The sequence below is a fragment of the Pseudomonas sp. 1L-B-1-E-C1 genome (assembly GCF_057291835.1).
Genome location: NZ_JBXAWN010000002.1, coordinates 334,947 through 352,447, shown reverse-complemented (window position 1 = coordinate 352,447; position 17,501 = coordinate 334,947). Strand labels below are relative to the sequence as shown.

The 17,501-nt window shown below is 59.1% G+C and carries 11 protein-coding genes; 6 read left to right on the top strand and 5 right to left on the bottom strand.

Translation table 11 applies throughout. The annotated features are described in order from the left end of the window. Positions 1-27: 27 nt before the first annotated feature. The 5 genes from aceE (at position 28) to msrA (ending at position 10,095) form a co-directional block, all read left to right on the top strand. Positions 28-2,673, top strand: coding sequence for a pyruvate dehydrogenase (acetyl-transferring), homodimeric type (gene aceE / locus AC0Z4S_RS05260; protein WP_253498373.1), 2,646 nt, complete (start codon positions 28-30; stop codon positions 2,671-2,673). Between the two features lie 11 nt (positions 2,674-2,684). Continuing rightward, positions 2,685-4,637 carry a dihydrolipoyllysine-residue acetyltransferase gene (gene aceF / locus AC0Z4S_RS05255; protein WP_485622303.1) on the top strand — a complete coding sequence of 651 codons (1,953 nt, stop codon included), beginning with the start codon at positions 2,685-2,687 and terminating at the stop codon, positions 4,635-4,637. Positions 4,638-4,913: 276 nt separating this feature from the next. Beyond that, positions 4,914-6,311 carry an alkaline phosphatase D family protein gene (locus tag AC0Z4S_RS05250; RefSeq protein WP_485622302.1) on the top strand — a complete coding sequence of 466 codons (1,398 nt, stop codon included), beginning with the start codon at positions 4,914-4,916 and terminating at the stop codon, positions 6,309-6,311. Between the two features lie 243 nt (positions 6,312-6,554). Then, entirely contained in the window at positions 6,555-9,251 is a 2,697-nt protein-coding gene (locus AC0Z4S_RS05245; RefSeq protein WP_485622301.1) for a putative bifunctional diguanylate cyclase/phosphodiesterase, read from the top strand. A 178-nt stretch (positions 9,252-9,429) separates the two neighbouring features. Further along, positions 9,430-10,095 (top strand): peptide-methionine (S)-S-oxide reductase MsrA, encoded by a 666-nt coding sequence (gene msrA, locus AC0Z4S_RS05240; protein WP_485622299.1) that lies wholly within the window; start codon positions 9,430-9,432, stop codon positions 10,093-10,095. Between the two features lie 102 nt (positions 10,096-10,197). Here the strand turns inward: msrA and AC0Z4S_RS05235 are convergent, their stop codons facing one another. After that, positions 10,198-11,037 carry a 23S rRNA (adenine(2030)-N(6))-methyltransferase RlmJ gene (locus AC0Z4S_RS05235; RefSeq protein WP_016772007.1) on the bottom strand — a complete coding sequence of 280 codons (840 nt, stop codon included), beginning with the start codon at positions 11,035-11,037 and terminating at the stop codon, positions 10,198-10,200. A 417-nt stretch (positions 11,038-11,454) separates the two neighbouring features. Between AC0Z4S_RS05235 and AC0Z4S_RS05230 the strand changes: the two genes are divergently transcribed. Next, complete coding sequence (locus tag AC0Z4S_RS05230; protein ID WP_471878523.1) at positions 11,455-11,868, top strand: hypothetical protein; 414 nt, start codon at positions 11,455-11,457, stop codon at positions 11,866-11,868. A 99-nt stretch (positions 11,869-11,967) separates the two neighbouring features. On the opposite strand, the gene AC0Z4S_RS05225 is transcribed toward AC0Z4S_RS05230, so the two are convergent. The 4 genes from AC0Z4S_RS05225 to putP form a co-directional block, all read right to left on the bottom strand. Continuing rightward, the gene (locus AC0Z4S_RS05225; protein ID WP_039756751.1) at positions 11,968-12,288 is read right to left on the bottom strand and encodes a hypothetical protein; all 321 of its coding nucleotides are present in this window, start codon (positions 12,286-12,288) and stop codon (positions 11,968-11,970) included. Positions 12,289-12,619: 331 nt separating this feature from the next. Beyond that, a complete protein-coding gene (locus AC0Z4S_RS05220) occupies positions 12,620-13,333 on the bottom strand; it encodes a DUF4123 domain-containing protein (RefSeq protein WP_485622297.1) in 714 nt (237 codons plus the stop codon). After that, on the bottom strand, positions 13,323-15,338 hold the full coding sequence (locus tag AC0Z4S_RS05215) for a type VI secretion system Vgr family protein (protein ID WP_485622296.1): 2,016 nt from the start codon (positions 15,336-15,338) through the stop codon (positions 13,323-13,325). The genes AC0Z4S_RS05220 and AC0Z4S_RS05215 overlap by 11 nt, the downstream gene beginning before the upstream one ends. A 351-nt stretch (positions 15,339-15,689) precedes the next feature. Continuing rightward, on the bottom strand, positions 15,690-17,174 hold the full coding sequence (gene putP, locus AC0Z4S_RS05210) for a sodium/proline symporter PutP (protein WP_485622295.1): 1,485 nt from the start codon (positions 17,172-17,174) through the stop codon (positions 15,690-15,692). Positions 17,175-17,501: the final 327 nt, after the last annotated feature.

Sequence of the window (17,501 nt, the reverse complement as noted above, 5' to 3'; positions counted from 1 at the left end):
GGAAGCCTTTCCGCCCTGGAGCAAGCCATGCAAGACCTCGATCCCGTCGAAACCCAGGAATGGCTGGACGCCCTGGAATCGGTTCTCGACAAAGAAGGCGAAGACCGTGCTCACTATCTGATGACCCGTATGGGCGAACTCGCGACCCGCAGCGGCTCGCAGCTCCCTTACGCCATCACCACGCCTTACCGCAACACGATCCCCGTTACCCACGAAGCACGCATGCCTGGCGACCTGTTCATGGAACGCCGCATTCGCTCGCTGGTACGCTGGAACGCGATGGCCATGGTAATGCGCACGAACCTGCGAGATTCGGATCTGGGTGGTCACATCTCCAGCTTCGCTTCCAGTGCGACCCTGTATGACATCGGCTTCAACTATTTCTTCCAGGCCCCGACCGACGAACACGGCGGCGACCTGATCTACTTCCAGGGCCACACTTCGCCAGGCGTATACGCCCGCGCATTCATGGAAGGCCGCATCACCGAAGACCAGATGAACAACTTCCGTCAGGAAGTCGATGGTCAAGGCCTGTCGTCCTATCCGCACCCTTGGCTGATGCCTGACTTCTGGCAGTTCCCGACCGTATCGATGGGTCTGGGTCCGATCCAGGCGATCTACCAGGCGCGCTTCATGAAGTACCTGGAACACCGCGGTTTCATCCAGCCGGGCAAACAGAAAGTCTGGTGCTTCCTGGGCGACGGCGAGTGCGACGAGCCGGAATCCCTGGGCGCGATCTCCCTGGCCGGCCGCGAGAAGCTGGACAACCTGATCTTCGTCATCAACTGCAACCTGCAGCGCCTCGACGGCCCGGTTCGCGGCAACGGCAAGATCATCCAGGAACTCGAAGGCGTGTTCCGTGGTGCACAGTGGAACGTGACCAAAGTCATCTGGGGCCGTTTCTGGGACCCGCTGCTGGCCAAAGACGTCGACGGCATCCTGCAACGTCGCATGGACGAAGTCATCGACGGCGAATACCAGAATTACAAAGCCAAAGACGGCGCGTTCGTTCGCGAGCACTTCTTCAACACGCCTGAACTCAAGGCAATGGTTGCCGATCTGTCCGACGACGAGATCTGGAAACTCAACCGTGGCGGCCACGACCCGTACAAGGTTTATGCGGCGTACCACGAAGCGGTCAACCACAAGGAACAACCGACCGTGATCCTCGCCAAGACCATCAAGGGTTATGGCACCGGTGCCGGCGAAGCGAAAAACACTGCGCACAACACCAAGAAGGTCGACGTCGAGAGCCTGAAGCTGTTCCGCGACCGCTTCGACATCCCGGTCAAGGACGAAGAGCTGGAGCACCTGCCGTTCTTCAAGCCAGAGCCAAACAGCGCCGAAGGCCGCTACCTGGCCGAGCGTCGTGCCGCACTGGGCGGTTTCGTGCCGCAGCGCCGTGCGCAGAGCTTCAGCGTACCGACTCCGGATCTGGACACCCTCAAAGCCATCCTCGATGGCTCGGGCGACCGTGAAATTTCCACCACCATGGCTTTCGTGCGGATCCTCGCGCAACTGGTCAAGGACAAGGAAATCGGCCCGCGCATCGTCCCGATCATCCCGGACGAAGCCCGTACCTTCGGTATGGAAGGCATGTTCCGTCAGCTGGGTATCTACTCCTCGGTCGGCCAGCTCTACGAGCCAGTCGATAAAGACCAGGTGATGTTCTACAAGGAAGACCAGAAAGGTCAGATCCTTGAAGAAGGCATCAACGAAGCAGGCGCCATGAGCTCGTTCATCGCTGCCGGTACTTCGTACTCCAGCCACAACCAGCCAATGCTGCCGTTCTACATCTTCTACTCGATGTTCGGCTTCCAGCGTATTGGCGACCTGGCCTGGGCCGCTGGCGACAGCCGTACCCGTGGCTTCCTGATCGGCGGCACCGCCGGCCGTACCACCCTGAACGGTGAAGGTCTGCAGCACGAAGACGGTCACAGCCATCTGCTGGCGGCGACCATCCCGAACTGCCGCACCTACGATCCGACCTACGGCTACGAGCTGGCGGTGATCATTCAGGACGGCATGAAGAAGATGACCGAAGAGCAACAGGACATCTTCTACTACATCACCGTGATGAACGAGTCGTACCAGCAGCCAGCCATGCCGGCCGGTGCCGAAGAAGGCATCAAGAAAGGCATGTACCTGCTCGAGGAAGACACTCGTGATGCGGCGCACCACGTTCAACTGATGGGCTCCGGCACCATCCTGCGCGAAGTGCGTGAAGCGGCGAAGATCCTGCGTGAAGAGTTCAACATCGGCGCTGACGTGTGGAGCGTCACCAGCTTCAACGAACTGCGTCGCGACGGCCTCGCTGTAGAGCGCAGCAACCGTCTCAAGCCTGGCCAGAAGCCGAAGCTGAGCTACGTCGAAGAGTGCCTGAGCGGCCGCAAGGGTCCGGTCATCGCCTCTACCGACTACATGAAGCTGTTCGCCGAGCAGATCCGTCAGTGGGTACCGTCCAAGGAATTCAAAGTCCTGGGCACCGACGGTTTCGGCCGCAGCGACAGCCGCAAGAAACTGCGTCATTTCTTCGAAGTCGACCGTCATTTCGTGGTGTTGGCAGCCCTGGAAGCACTGGCTGACCGTGGTGATATCGAACCTAAAGTCGTGGCCGAGGCCATCGTCAAGTTCGGCATCGACCCGGAAAAACGCAACCCACTGGACTGCTGAGGAGACATTTTGTGAGCGAACTCATTCGCGTACCTGACATCGGCAGCGGTGAAGGTGAAGTAATTGAACTGTTTGTGAAGGTCGGCGACCGCATCGAAGCCGACCAGAGCATCCTGACCCTGGAATCGGACAAGGCCAGCATGGAAGTGCCGGCCCCGAAAGCCGGCGTCATCAAGAGCCTGAAAGTCAAGCTGGGCGACCGCCTGAAAGAAGGTGACGAACTGCTCGAGCTGGAAGTCGAGGGCGCCGCAGAAGCGGCCCCTGCACCTGCCGCCGCTCCTGCGAAAGCCGAAGAGAAACCGGCTGCCGCACCTGCTGCTGCCGCGCCGGCCGCTGCTCCTGCTGCCGCTTCGGTACAGCAAGTGCACGTGCCGGACATCGGTTCGTCGGGCAAGGCGCAGATCATCGAGATCCAGGTCAAGGTCGGCGACAAGGTAGAGGCTGATCAATCGCTGATCACCCTGGAGTCCGACAAGGCCAGCATGGAAATCCCGTCGCCTGCCGCTGGCGTGGTCAAGGCCATCAGCGTCAAGCTCAACGACGAAGTCGGCACTGGCGACCTGATTCTGGATCTGGAAGTGGCAGGCGCTGCGGCCCCTGCTGTCGCCGCTCCGGCTCAGGCTGCTGCGCCTGCTGCCGCCGCTGCGCCAGCCCCGGCTGCTGCTCCGGCAGCAGCGGCCGCTGACAGTGTTCAGGACATCCATGTCCCGGACATCGGTTCGGCCGGCAAGGCGAAGATCATCGAAGTGCTGGTCAAGGCGGGTGACACCGTCGAAGCCGACCAGTCGCTGATCACCCTGGAATCCGACAAGGCGAGCATGGAAATTCCATCGCCTGCCGCCGGCGTGGTCGAAAGCGTTTCGATCAAGCTGGATGACGAAGTCGGCACCGGCGACCTGATTCTCAAGCTCAAAGTAAAAGGCGCGGCACCTGCTGCGGCCCCGGCTCCGGCTGCTGCACCAAGCGCTCCGGCATCTGCCGCTGCTGCTCCGGCCGCTGCTGCACCTGCTGCCGCTCCAGCCGCCGCACCGGCCAAGCCCGGCGCGAAAGTTCACGCCGGTCCAGCCGTGCGTCAACTGGCCCGTGAGTTCGGTGTCGAGCTGAGCGCTGTTGGCGCCAGCGGTCCGCACGGTCGCATCCTCAAGGAAGACGTGCAGGTTTACGTCAAGGCGATGATGCAGAAGGCCAAGGAAGCGCCGGCCGCTGCTGGCGGCGCTACCGGTGGTGCGGGCATCCCGCCGATCCCGGTCGTTGATTTCAGCCGTTTCGGCGAAATCGAAGAAGTGCCGATGACCCGTCTGATGCAGGTCGGCGCTGCCAACCTGCACCGCAGCTGGCTGAACGTGCCTCACGTAACGCAATTCGACTCGGCGGACATCACCGAGCTGGAAGCCTTCCGTGTTGCGCAGAAAGCCGTGGCCGAGAAGGCTGGCGTCAAGCTGACCATCCTGCCGCTGCTGCTCAAGACCTGCGCGCACTTGCTCAAGGAACTGCCGGACTTCAACAGTTCGCTGGCACCAAGCGGCAAAGCGATCATCCGCAAGAAGTACGTGAACATCGGCTTCGCCGTCGACACTCCGGATGGCCTGCTCGTGCCGGTGATCAAGAACGTCGACCAGAAGAGCCTGCTGCAACTCGCTGCCGAAGCAGCTTCGCTGGCTGAAAAAGCCCGCACCAAGAAGCTGTCCTCGGACGAGATGCAAGGCGCCTGCTTCACCATTTCCAGCCTCGGTCACATTGGCGGCACCGGCTTCACGCCGATCGTCAACGCGCCGGAAGTGGCGATCCTCGGTGTTTCCAAGGCAACCATCCAGCCAGTCTGGGACGGCAAAGCCTTCCAGCCGAAGCTGATGCTGCCACTGTCGCTGTCCTACGATCACCGTGTGATCAACGGCGCTGCAGCCGCACGCTTCACCCAGCGTCTGGGTAGCCTGTTGGGCGACATCCGCACCATCCTGCTGTAACCCAAACGGCCCTCCGGTAACGGAGGGCCGCTTGCTGCACCCTTTCGAGCGCCACACGCTCGTACCTCAACCCCGTCAATTGACGGGGCTTTTTTTGCCTGAAATAAACCGGGCCGCGCACCTTTCCTACAACTTGCGCTGATATCGGCCACAGGTCTGGTCCACTTAACGCCAATATTTTCCGCCGCCGGCCAACTAACCTCTGCTCAGGAAAGTTGCATCAACGCGCTCCGCTTATTCATTTCTTATTTCTTCAACTTTCGAACGGAATCGATCATGTTCAAACCGACTATCGGCCCCATCGTGGGCCACACCACAACTAACCAAGTGCGCATTTTCATTCGCGGTGAACAACAGGACAACAAACGCGTATTCGCCGGATTTCGTGCTCGCAAGGCCGGCGCGGAAAAATGGTCAAACAGCGTATTTGCACTTTTAAGTCCGGCCAACGACATGTCGGGTGTACTGGTACTGCAGGATCTGGAAGCCGATTGCGAATATGAATACCAGGCCGGCTGGTTGAGTCCGATGAACCCGGTGCATACGATCGACACGGTAGTGGAGTTCCCACTGCAATGGCCGCGCCAGCTCTATCGCTTTCGCACCCGCACCGCGCAAGTCAGCCAGCCCCGGGGCTTTATCGTCGGTTCGTGTCGTTATCTGCGGATCACCGCTGGCATCGCCTCCTTACCGCAACTGGGTGATCGGATATTTGGCTCGATCAATCAACTCATCGAAAACAGTCAGCCAGCGGTCAGTGCGGTGATCATGACGGGTGATCAAGTGTACGTGGATGATCTGAATCTCATCGCACCTGATCGTGAAGCAAAAGATATATTGAAGAAATATCGAACAGCATTTTCACAGCCGAACATTCAACGACTGATGTCCAACATATCGACTTACATGATACTCGATGACCATGAAATCGAAGATAACTGGCCTGCCAATGCCAAAGCGGCTGACAGGGACTTATATCGCAACGCCATGGCCGCTTATGAACTTTATCAAGCCAGCCACGGCCCGGTTTACTCATGTAACAGCGAGGGCCAGATAGACCGGGATACCTTGAAGCATTACTGGTATCAGTTCGGCGACAGCGATATCGCCTGGTTCGTGACTGACAGTCGCACCCGGCGCAACTTGTCAAAGGATGACCGACGGATTCTCGACGCTGAACAGGAACAGGCGCTCCTTGAGTGGCTGATCCACAGCCCGGCGCGGGTGAAGTTCGTGGTGACCAGCGTGATGTTCTATCCCGACCGCAAGTTCAACGGTGATGATGCCTGGAAAGCATTTCCCGAGCAGAGACTGCGTCTGTTGGAAACCATCCGCACCCATCGGATCAAAAACGTGGTGTTCGTCTCCGGCGATGTCCATGGTTCTCTGACCAGTCGCCTCACTCACAGCGAGGACGCCGACTTTGAAGTGCATACCATCGTGTCCTCGCCGCTGCACAACAGCAAACTGTTGCCGTATGCCAAGGCTTCAACGTTCATCCTTGATGAACCGCTGGTGCGCACGGCTGCCGGTGACTACCGGCACGAGCTGACCAGTGTCGTAGTCAGTCAGGACAATTTCGCTCATGTGGTCGTCGAGGCTGACCGGATTCTGGTCAAGTATCACGATCGTGACGGCAAACTGCTGCAGTCGATCAGTATGAAATTGCGTTGAACCCGCTAAAGATCGCGGCCTTCGGCGGCTCCTGCACGGATATGCGCGCCCGGTGAGGTTGCGATCTTTTGTTCATTTCATTCGTGCACTGGAGAAATGTTCACTGCAGCCGACATATTCTTATAGCACTTGGCCTTCATCTCTCTTGTCAGTCGGGGCCGCAATGATGCAACCTTGCCGCAGCCAACAATCAAGAGGGCGAGAGCCCGGCGCATTCAGCATATTTCCAAGCGAGTTCCCTTCATGAAGAGCCAACCCGATGCCGCCAGCCGTATGGCGGCCGAGGTAGTGACGCAGTTGCCGGTGCCTTCGCGGCTCGGCATGCTGCGTTTCGAGCGCTTGAATGAAGCGAGTTGGGCGATGCTGTTCCTCGATCCCAATTGCGAACGCCAGTTCGGTCAGCCGGCTGTCGAGCTTTGCGCGCTGGTCGGTTCGCCCTACGCCAGCCTGATGGAACCGCAAGCGCGCTATCAACTGCACGACGCGATCCAGCAGCAACTGAGCAAAGGTGCGCATTACGCGGTGCGCTACACCCTGCACACCGCCGCGGGCGCGTTGAACATCCTCGAATTGGGCGAAGCCTATAAACAGCACAACCGGCACTTGCTGCGCGGCTATCTGCTGGCGGTCGACAGTATGTTCGATGAGGCCCAGGCGCTGTCTTCGGTCGATCTGGAAACCCAGAATTCACGTCTGCAAATAGCCCTTGAGCTGAACCAGCGCGCCCAGCAGGAACAGCTGCAGCATCTGGAACGCGTACGCGCGCAGCAGGATCTGATTCTGCTGCTCGCCCGCCAGCGTTACAGCACGCACAACTCATTGCAGGAAGCCGCAGAACTCATCACCCGTTGCGCCTGCGACATCTATGAAATCGACTGCGCCAGCCTGTGGAACCTTGAAGGTCAGCAGTTGCTGCCGATCTCCGCTTACCATCGCGCGCCCCAGGAATACATCCTGCCGGATCCGATCGATATCAGCGGCTTCCCCGATTACATGGAAGCGCTGCACAGCAGCCGCGCCATCGATGCGAACAACGCCATGCATGACCCGCGCACGCGCGAAATGGCCGAGGCGATGCGCCCGCGTGACGTCAATGCAATGCTCGACGCGAGTATTCGTGTCGACGGCCAGGTGGTCGGTGTGCTGTGTCTGGAACAGACTGGCGCCACCCGCGCCTGGCAGTCCGATGAAATCGCCTTTGCCGGCGAGCTGGCCGACCAGTTCGCGCAAGTCATCAACAACCACAACCGCCGCACCGCCACCAGCGCCCTGCACCTGTTCCAGCGCGCGGTCGAGCAAAGTGCCAACGCCTTTTTGCTGGTCAACTGCGACGGCGTTGTCGAGTACGTCAACCCCAGCTTCACCGCGATCACCCAGTACACCACCGAGGAAGTCCACGGCCAGCGCCTGTCGGAATTGCCGGCGCTGGAAAATCTCAGCGAGCTGCTGTTCGACGCGCCCTCGGCGCTGGCCCAGAGCAACAGTTGGCAGGGCGAATTCAAAAGCCGGCGCAAGAATCTCGAACCCTACTGGGGGCAGCTGTCGATTTCCAAGGTCTATGGCGACAACCGTGAGCTGACGCATTACATCGGCATCTACGAAGACATCACCCAGACCAAACTGGCGCAGCAACGTATCGAGCGCCTGGCCTATACCGACAACCTGACCAATCTTGGCAACCGCCCGGCATTCATCCGTAACCTCGACGAGCGTTTTGCCCGCGACAGCGATGCGCCGATCAGCCTGTTGCTGGTCGACATCGACAACTTCAAGCGGATCAACGACAGCCTTGGTCACCAGACCGGCGACAAACTGTTGATCAGCCTCGCCCGGCGTTTACGCAACAGCCTGAGCCCGAGCGGCAGTCTTGCACGCTTCGCCAGTAACGAGTTTGCCGTGCTGCTGGACGACACCGATCTTGAGACCGGTCAGCAGATCGCCAGCCAGTTGCTGATGACCCTCGACAAGCCAATGTTCGTCGACAACCAGTTGATCAGCGTCACTGGCTCGGTCGGCCTGGCCTGCGCGCCGTTGCACGGGCGCGACCCGCAAACCCTGATGCGCAACGCTGGTCTGGCGTTGCACAAAGCCAAGGCCAACGGCAAGCATCAGGTGCAGGTATTTACCGAAGCGTTGAATGCCGAGGCCAGTTACAAACTGTTCGTTGAGAACAATCTGCGTCGCGCCCTGACGCAAAACGAGCTCGACGTTTTCTACCAGCCGAAACTTTGCCTGCGCAGCGGTCGTTTGCTGGGCATGGAAGCACTGCTGCGCTGGAATCATCCGGAGCGCGGCATGATCCGCCCGGACCAGTTCATCAGCGTCGCCGAGGAGACCGGCCTGATCATTCCGATCGGCAAGTGGATCGCCCGCCAGGCTTGCCGCATGAGCAAATCGCTGACCGCCGCTGGCCTGGGCAATCTGCAAGTGGCGATCAACCTGTCGCCGAAACAGTTTTCCGATCCGGATCTGGTCGCCTCCATCGCCAACATCCTCAAGGAAGAAGCACTGCCGGCCAATCTGCTCGAACTCGAGCTGACCGAAGGCCTGCTGCTGGAAGCCACCGAAGACACGCACTTGCAGCTTGATCAGCTCAAGCGTCTGGGTCTGACCCTCGCCATGGATGACTTTGGCACCGGGTACTCGTCGCTGAGCTATCTGAAGAAATTTCCGATCGATATCATCAAGATCGATCGCAGCTTTATCCATGAGATCCCGGACAATCAGGACGACATGGAAATCACCTCCGCGGTGATCGCCATGGCCCACAACCTGAAACTCAAGGTCGTTGCCGAAGGCATCGAAACTGCGGAGCAACTGGCGTTCCTGCGCCGGCATCGTTGCGACGTCGGCCAAGGTTATCTGTTCGACCGGCCGATTCCCGGTGACGAGTTGATCAAAGCCCTCAAGCGTTACCCGCGCGGACCGCTCTGTCTCTGAAACACCGTAGATCCCTGTAGGAGCTGCCGAAGGCTGCGATCTTTTGATCTTGTTTTTGAAGGACAGATCAAAAGATCGCAGCCTTCGGCAGCTCCTACATTGGATAGTGCGAAATCGGGCATCATTCGGCACACTGGCGGTCTGACTTTTACCTCCAACCTGACTGAGAGGAACGATCATGGTTCTGCGCTCGGAAATTCTGGTGAACAAAAACGTGCTTCCAACCAAAGAACAAGCCCTGCCCGGCCGCGAAACCCCGATGACCCTGCCGGAAAAACACTTCGTCTTCGAAGACACCGCGCTGCTCGGTCCATTCTTTCAGGACGTCGACTTCGCGATTTTCGGCCTCGGTTGCTTCTGGGGCGCGGAACGACGCTTCTGGCAGCGCGAAGGCGTGGTCAGCACCGTGGTCGGTTACGCCGGTGGCTTCACGCCGAACCCGACGTATGAAGAAGTCTGCTCGGGCCTGACCGGCCACGCCGAAGTGGTCTTGGTGGTGTATGACAAGGCCCAAGTCAGTTACGAAGAACTGCTGGCGATGTTCTGGGAACTGCACAACCCGACTCAGGGCATGCGTCAGGGCAACGACATCGGCACCCAGTACCGCTCGGTGATCTACGCCACCACCCCGGAGCAACTGGATGCCGCGCTGAAGAGTAAAGCCGTGTATCAGGCTGAACTGGCGAAGGCTGGTCTGGGTGAAATCAGCACCGAGATCGACCAGGCCCCGACCGTGTACTTTGCCGAGGCCTATCACCAGCAGTATCTGGCGAAGAATCCTGAAGGTTACTGCGGCATTGGCGGCACCGGCGTGTGCATGCCGGCGAGCCTCGCGGGTAACTAAATCCTGACAGCAAAAGATCGCAGCCTTCGGCAGCTCCTACAGGGAAACGCATTTCAACTGTAGGAGCTGCCGAAGGCTGCGATCTTTTGATCTTGCTGTTGATCAGCTCTCGGCAATCAGCCAATCCATCTGCCAGCCACCTTGGGTCTGCCCAAGCTTCTTCGACAGCCACGGCAGCAACTCACGCAACTCTTCCTCCAGCCCCCACGGCGGATTGGCGATCGCCAGCCCGGAACCGTTCAGGCTGTTCGGCGTGTCCAGCGGATGCACGAGCAACTCCACACGCAGCAGCTTCGGCGCACCCGTGCCTGCCAGGTCCTGATAGAAACGCCGCAGTGCACGCTGATCCTTCACCGGATACCAGATCGCTGCCACGGTCTGACGCATACGGCCGATGGCTTCTTTCATCGACGCCGCACAGCGCTGCATCTCGTCGAGCTGCTCGAAAGGCGGATCGATCAGCATCACCGCGCGCTTCTCCTGCACCGGCAACATCGCCCGCGCCACGTGCCAGCCCTCACCCAGATGCACTTTCACCCGACGATCACCGGCCATGTTGTCCTTGAGCAACACACCGTCTTCAGGGTGTTTCTCGTTGAGCATCACCCGATCCTGCGGCCGGGTCAGACGCCGAGCCAGCTCGGGAGAACCCGGGTAGTAGCGCAACTGCCCATCCGGGTTCATCTCGTGCAGCACCTTCATGTAGTCGGCGGTCAGTGCCGGCAGGTCCGGCTGATCCCACAACCGCGCGATGCCTTCCAGATACTCGCCGGTGCGATTGGCCTGATCGCCCTGCAAGTCATACAGACCAATGCCGGCGTGCGTGTCGAGATAGGCAAACGGCTGCTCCTTGCGCGACATCAGGGCGATGAGGCGGGTCAAGGTCAGGTGTTTGAACACATCGGCGTGATTGCCGGCATGGAAGGCGTGACGATAATTCATGGCTGCTCCTGCGAAGGGCGCAAAGTTTACCTTTTACCGGGCGGCAAGTCAGGGGTTGGCGGCCGAGCGGACAAACGCCTGCCCTCACCCTAGCCCTCTCCCGGAGGGAGAGGGGACTGACGGTGGTGATCTTGCGAGTTACATCGACTTGAATGATCGACGTGATCTCAGGCTTGGCCAAACGAAGGTCACCGCTGAAGTCGCAGGTCGGCGTACAACACCCAGACACCTCGGTCAGTCCCCAGAAAGAACACCACCATCCAGCCTTGGCCAAGCGAAGTTCACCACTGAAGTCGCAGGTCGGCGTATTTCACCCAGACAACTCGGTCAGTGCCCTCCGCCTCTGGGAGAGGGTGAGGGGCTTTGCTTTTATGGCGTTAAACTGGCTAACCATGAACGACAGGAAGTCAAAAACTCATGCGATATCTGATCATCTGTTTACTCAGCCTTCTTGGCCCATACTTAGCCCTTGCCGACGAAACCCACATTGAACAGGCACGCCAGACACTAAAGAACTACGGGCTGAGCCACTGCATCCTGGCGCCATTCAATGAGCGATCAGCCCTGAGAAAAGACATTGCACTATCCGCCGATGCCTACTCATTCATGGGCAACGGCCTGCATTCCATCCTGCAAAATGAAGACACGCTGCAAGTGCTGCACGATCCCTATAAAGAAACACTGAGCTACGTGTTGGCGGCTTACGAGCAGACACCCTCACGCAGCAAACACTCAAATGAGAAAGTAGTGTTCCTTGCGTGCCTGAAAATCTACAACTCCGAAGCGTTCAACCGCTTTATCCAAACTCAAGATGCCTACATCTCTGACTGACTCCCTGATTTCAATCAACATCAAAAGATCGCAGCCTTCGGCAGCTCCTACATGGGATAGGCGCTCACCCTGTAGAAAGCTGCGATCTTTTGATCTTTTTCAGGCGGGTAAGCTGCGCAGGCGCTTGCCGATGACGTCCAGCACATCGCAGCCATCGCGCAGTGGAATCGCGCAGAGCAAGGCAAAGTCGCTGAGGATCACGGAGTCGCATTCGATCGAGCCGCGCATGCACATGTTTTCCAGGACCTGGGCCACGGCGCGAATGCGGTAGTTGGCGGCGTCCATGAGGATGTCGAGGGGCACGTGGGTGTCGATGAACAGGCTGGGCATGTCGCTGCAATTGCCGGTCAGGGCCATGAAGCGGTTATCGGGGTGAGGGGTGATTTTTTCGTAAGGAGGATCAGTATGCATATTGGCCATTTTTGTCGTTCCATGATTGATTAACGTGAGCCGCCATCACACCTTCCTACGGGTTAGGGTGGCAGCTGTGCGCAGGAGTAGGAACCGAGCAATCATGGACCTCGGCCACGCCGAAGCGTGCCCCACGCACAGCCGCCGCGAACGATCTTACGGACTTGAACCAAGTGCCGCAAAAAGCCAACGAACTGTAACGTCATGAATGCGGGGATCCTTCACCCTGTCACCACTCTCGCAGTGACAACGAAAAGACTATCCCTGCAACCCAGCGCGCACCAGTTCATGAAAACCGCCGCGATTCGAAGGAAACGTCCGAAGCTTTTGCCCCGAAAATTCACTCTGACTCTGCCAGCAAAAACTCCAGAAGCGTCGATCGTGACGAATCTTCCGACATCGATAATTTGAAAAACTGCCCGACCTTGCAGCGCAGCACCGCCTCGGGAAATGCCTCGAACATGGCTGGGTGTTCTTCGCTCAGCCATTGCAGAGCGTTCGCGACGCGTACGCTCTCATCAGTCTGCGCCAGCACCGGTTTCGGCACGTTCCACCACGGAAAGACCCGCCCCGAAACCAGCGCCCGACCGCCGATTTCAAAGGCTTTCCCATTGATCAACCCTCGCGAGATCACCGGCAGCAATTGCGCGGAATTGACCTCGTCAGACTGCAAAAGAGGCAGTAAAAACCGACCATCCCAAAAGCGGAAAAACACCGCCTTACCGTCCGGCATCAGCACTTGAGTCAGGCTGCGGAAATGTTCGACCAGCACTTCAGGATCCGCCGAAGACACCGCCAGCCACCCCCAGTCCCGCGAGGCGGTTTCCGCTACCCAACGTAAAAACTCACTGTCCGCAGCGACAATTCCCACATAGGGCATCACCGCATCCCACTCGGCATAAATGGTCTCGGCCCAGATCGGGTGAGCCGAGCCCTGCCAGGCTTTGAACGCATCGGCGTCGCTGGCGCGGCTGAAAATCGCGAACAGTTGTTCCGACGCCAGCAGCGGCTGACGCGCCAGCCAATCTTCGGGGGTTAATACTTCAGGCTGCACAAACACCGTCCTTGCACCGCTCACACTCTTCGCAGAATGGCGCATCACCTTTGAGACTCATGATTTGTGCGGCCGTGAGAATCGCCGCCGGCGCAGCGGCCAGTTTCTCCGGCAATCCCGGCGCCACTGGTGCCGCACTCATTGCCGCCATCGGCGCGCCGCCCACGACAATCGGCACGCTGCTGAAAATCCCGCCGGGGCCGATATTGATCCACTGCCCGCCGGCCTGAATCGTCGCGCTCGCGCCGCCATCGATGACCACTTGCTGGCCTGCGCTGATATGGATCTGCGCCGAGGCGCTGGTGGCCTGACTGTTCACCCGCACCTGCTGGTCGCCGAGCACGGACAAATGATCATCCTGCCTGACTTCGGTCTGCCGCTGGCCGTGAGTGATGCGCTGCTCGTCGGCCTTGAGTTCATGCCGGGCGGTGCCGGTGACCACCACACTGCGCTGATTATCGACCTGCAGCTGTTGGTCGTTGAGCACGTGCTGGGTCCAGTTGCGCTGGGCGCGCAGGTAGATTTCCTCGGCGCCCTTTTTGTCCTCGATGCGCAGTTCGTTGTAACCGCCACCGCCGGGGCTGCTCTGGCTGCGGAAAACGCTGCGGGTCTTGTCCGCCGGCAGATCCAGCGGCACCGGGGTCGCGGCGTTGGGCAGGCACCCCATGACCAGCGGCTTGTCAGCATCGCCATCGATGAAACCGACCAGCACTTCCATGCCGACGCGCGGAATCAACACGCTGCCGTAGTGATCGTGAGCCCACCCGGTGGCGACGCGCAGCCAGCAACTGGAGTGCTCGTTCAATTCGCCATCGCGATCCCAGGCCAGTTGCACTTTGACCCGGCCATATTCATCGCAATGGATTTCCAGATCTTTCGGGCCGGTGACCACGGCAGGTTGGTAACCGGACATGCGCGGCTTCTCCGGCGCCAGTGCCGGGCGAAAGAAAACGTCCCAGGGCGTGGCGACGAAGGTATTGCGGTAACCCTGAAAGGATTCGCCATCGCTGGTCACCGACTCCTCCAGCACCTGCGGCTGGCGGCCGCGATGTTCGACGGCAGTGAGCAGCCACAGATCATTCCAATCGTTGCGCGGATGCTCGGTGAGTTGCAGAAAATGTCCGCTGACCAATGAAGATTCGTCGCTGCTGCCCTCGGCCTGACGGTAATCGGCAACGTGCCGTTCCAGCGCACGTCGCGTCAGGTGTTTGCCGGTTTCACGATCATTGAATTGGCCGGGGAAGTGATAGTCCTCCAGCACCGGACGCTGTTCACCGTCGCTGCGACTTTCCAGCGACAGGCGTGGTTTCTCGAAATTGTAGTCGCGCCGGGTGACGACGCTGGTGCGGGTTTCCACGCGCACGTTGAAACGCTGAATCGCCGGGGCGCCCGCCGACATGCCGCTGCCCGGCAGATACAACGTTGGCGCGGCCAGCTTGGGGAATACGGTCTGGTCGTCGCCGAACACCAGCAAATGGCCTTCGGGGCTGTGTTGAAAGTGGTAATGAATGCCGACTTCGGCACACAGACGCTGGATAAAGGCCAGGTCGCTTTCGGCGTATTGCACGCAGTACTCGCGCTCCGGATATTCGCTGCCCAGGCGAAATTCAAAGGCATCGCGCAGGATCGAATGGTCCTTGAGAACCTGAGTGACAATTTGCGGCACGCTCTGATGCTGAAAAATCCGCTGATTGATGCGATGGCCGAGATACGTCAGACGCGGGACGAGGCTGAGGTGATAGCGTGTCAGACGTTTCCCGGAATCGCCCTGTCCGACCTGATAAATCTGACCGTGAATACCGCAACCCTGAGCATCAAAACTCAGATATGCCTGACCATGCAGCAGGCTTTCCAGATCCAGGTCCGGCCGCTCGCTGACCAGTTCCAGTTCGAAGCGAAAGGGTTGGCTGATGGCTTCCCTGCCCGTGAACTCAAGGACCTTGAGGTCATGCTGGGCGCCTTCGAGGGTCAACGTGAAACGCGGTTGATTGGCAGGCGCGAACATCCGATGTCTCTCTGCAGTGTGAGGGCGGGCGATTCTGCATGAGGGGCAAGGGGCGATGAGCAGGTGACGGGAAATTCAGATTTGCCCTACGTAGTTTGCTGAAAGGACCTTGTTAATTCGGCCGTTCGACTACAGACAATTCAAGCAAATCCGCCACCCACCCTGTGGGAGCGAGCCTGCTCGCGAAGACGGTGTACCGGTCGAGGCATTTGTCGGTCCAGCAACCGCCTTCGCGAGCAGGCTCGCTCCCACATTGGATCTGCACATTCTTCAGGGAAAACCACAGGCAATAAAAAAGGCCCGCCTCCGGTAGGAGACGGGCCGTTCTCATGTGAGCCGAAGCTCAGTCCATCACTTGTTCAGATGGAAGTCTTTTTCCGCTGCCTCGAAGCGCTCAACCATGCCGCGAGTCGGCTCACCCGCCTTGCTGACAAAGTAGATGGCCAGGCTGGCGAAGATGAAGCCAGGAATGATTTCGTACAGACCCAGCAGTTCGAAATGCTTCCAGACCACCACGGTGATCGCACCGACCAGGATACCGGCCAGTGCGCCGTTGCGGGTCATATCTTTCCAGATGACCGAGATCAGCACTACCGGACCGAACGCAGCGCCGAAACCGGCCCAGGCGTAGGACACCAGGCCCAGTACGCGGTTGTCCGGATTCGCAGCCAGTGCGATAGCGATCAGCGCCACCAGCAGCACCATGGCACGACCGACCCAGACCAGCTCCAGTTGCGAAGCGGACTTGCGCAGGAAGGTCTTGTAGAAGTCTTCGGTCAGGGCGCTCGAGCACACCAGCAACTGGCAGCTCAGGGTGCTCATTACCGCAGCCAGAATGGCCGACAGCAGCACACCGGCAACCCATGGGTTGAAGAGGATTTTTGCCAGTTCGATGAACACACGCTCGTGGTTCTCGGTCACAGGACCGGCCACTTCCGGGTGCGCCGAAAAGTAGGCGATACCGAAGAAGCCGACGGCCACGGTGCCGCCCAGGCACAGGATCATCCAGGTCATGGAGATGCGACGGGCGTTGGCAATCGATTTCACCGAATCCGCTGCCATGAAACGCGCAAGGATGTGCGGCTGACCGAAGTACCCCAGACCCCAGCCCAACAGCGAAATCACGCCGATGAAGGTGGTGCCCTTGAGCATGTCGAAGTTGCTTGGATCGTTGGCTTCGATCGCCAGGAACGTGGTATCGACGCCGCCGGTTGCCAGCAGAACGATGATCGGCGTGAGGATCAGCGCGAAAATCATCAGGGTGGCTTGCACGGTGTCGGTCCAGCTTACCGCGAGGAAACCGCCGACGAAGGTGTAAGCAATGGTCGCCGCAGCACCAGCCCACAGCGCCGTCTCGTAGGACATGCCGAAGGTGCTTTCGAACAGACGTGCACCAGCAACGATGCCGGAAGCGCAGTAGATGGTGAAGAACACCAGAATCACTACTGCCGAGATAATTCGCAGCAAGCCGCTTTTATCTTCGAAACGGCTGGAAAAGTAGTCCGGCAGGGTCAGGGCATCGCCGTTGTGCTCGGTCTGCACACGCAGACGGCCGGCGACGAACAGCCAGTTCAGGTAGGCACCGACGATCAGGCCGATGGCGATCCAGCTTTCGGACAGACCGGACATGTAGATGGCGCCCGGCAGGCCCATCAACAACCAGCCACTCATGTCGGAAGCACCGGCCGACAACGCGGTTACGACACTGCCGAGGCTGCGACCGCCGAGAATATAGTCGGAAAGGTTGTTGGTGGAGCGATAGGCCATGAAGCCGATCAGCACCATTGCTGCGATGTAGATCACGAACGTGATCAGGGTTGGATTGCTTACGCTCATTGAGTTACGCCCTGGCTTTGTTTTTATGTAGCGGCGGTGGTGAACCGCTCGCAAACGACGACGTTTTGCAGACGATCCGGGATCCCGCGCATTTAAGACTGATGTTTCCCCAGGAAAGCCATCAGCCGATGCACCGGGTTATTCCCGGTTGCACCTTGGCGGCGAATGCTATGCAACAAAGCAAATAAGGTGCAACCAGTTTCGCCCGAATTAGTTGCACCCAGTCGGATTAATCGACAATCACCCCGTTTTTGCTCCCTTTTGTGGCAATCACGCCTCTTTGCTAGAAGTAAAAGCACCAAGCAGGAGCAGCACTTTCGTACCAGA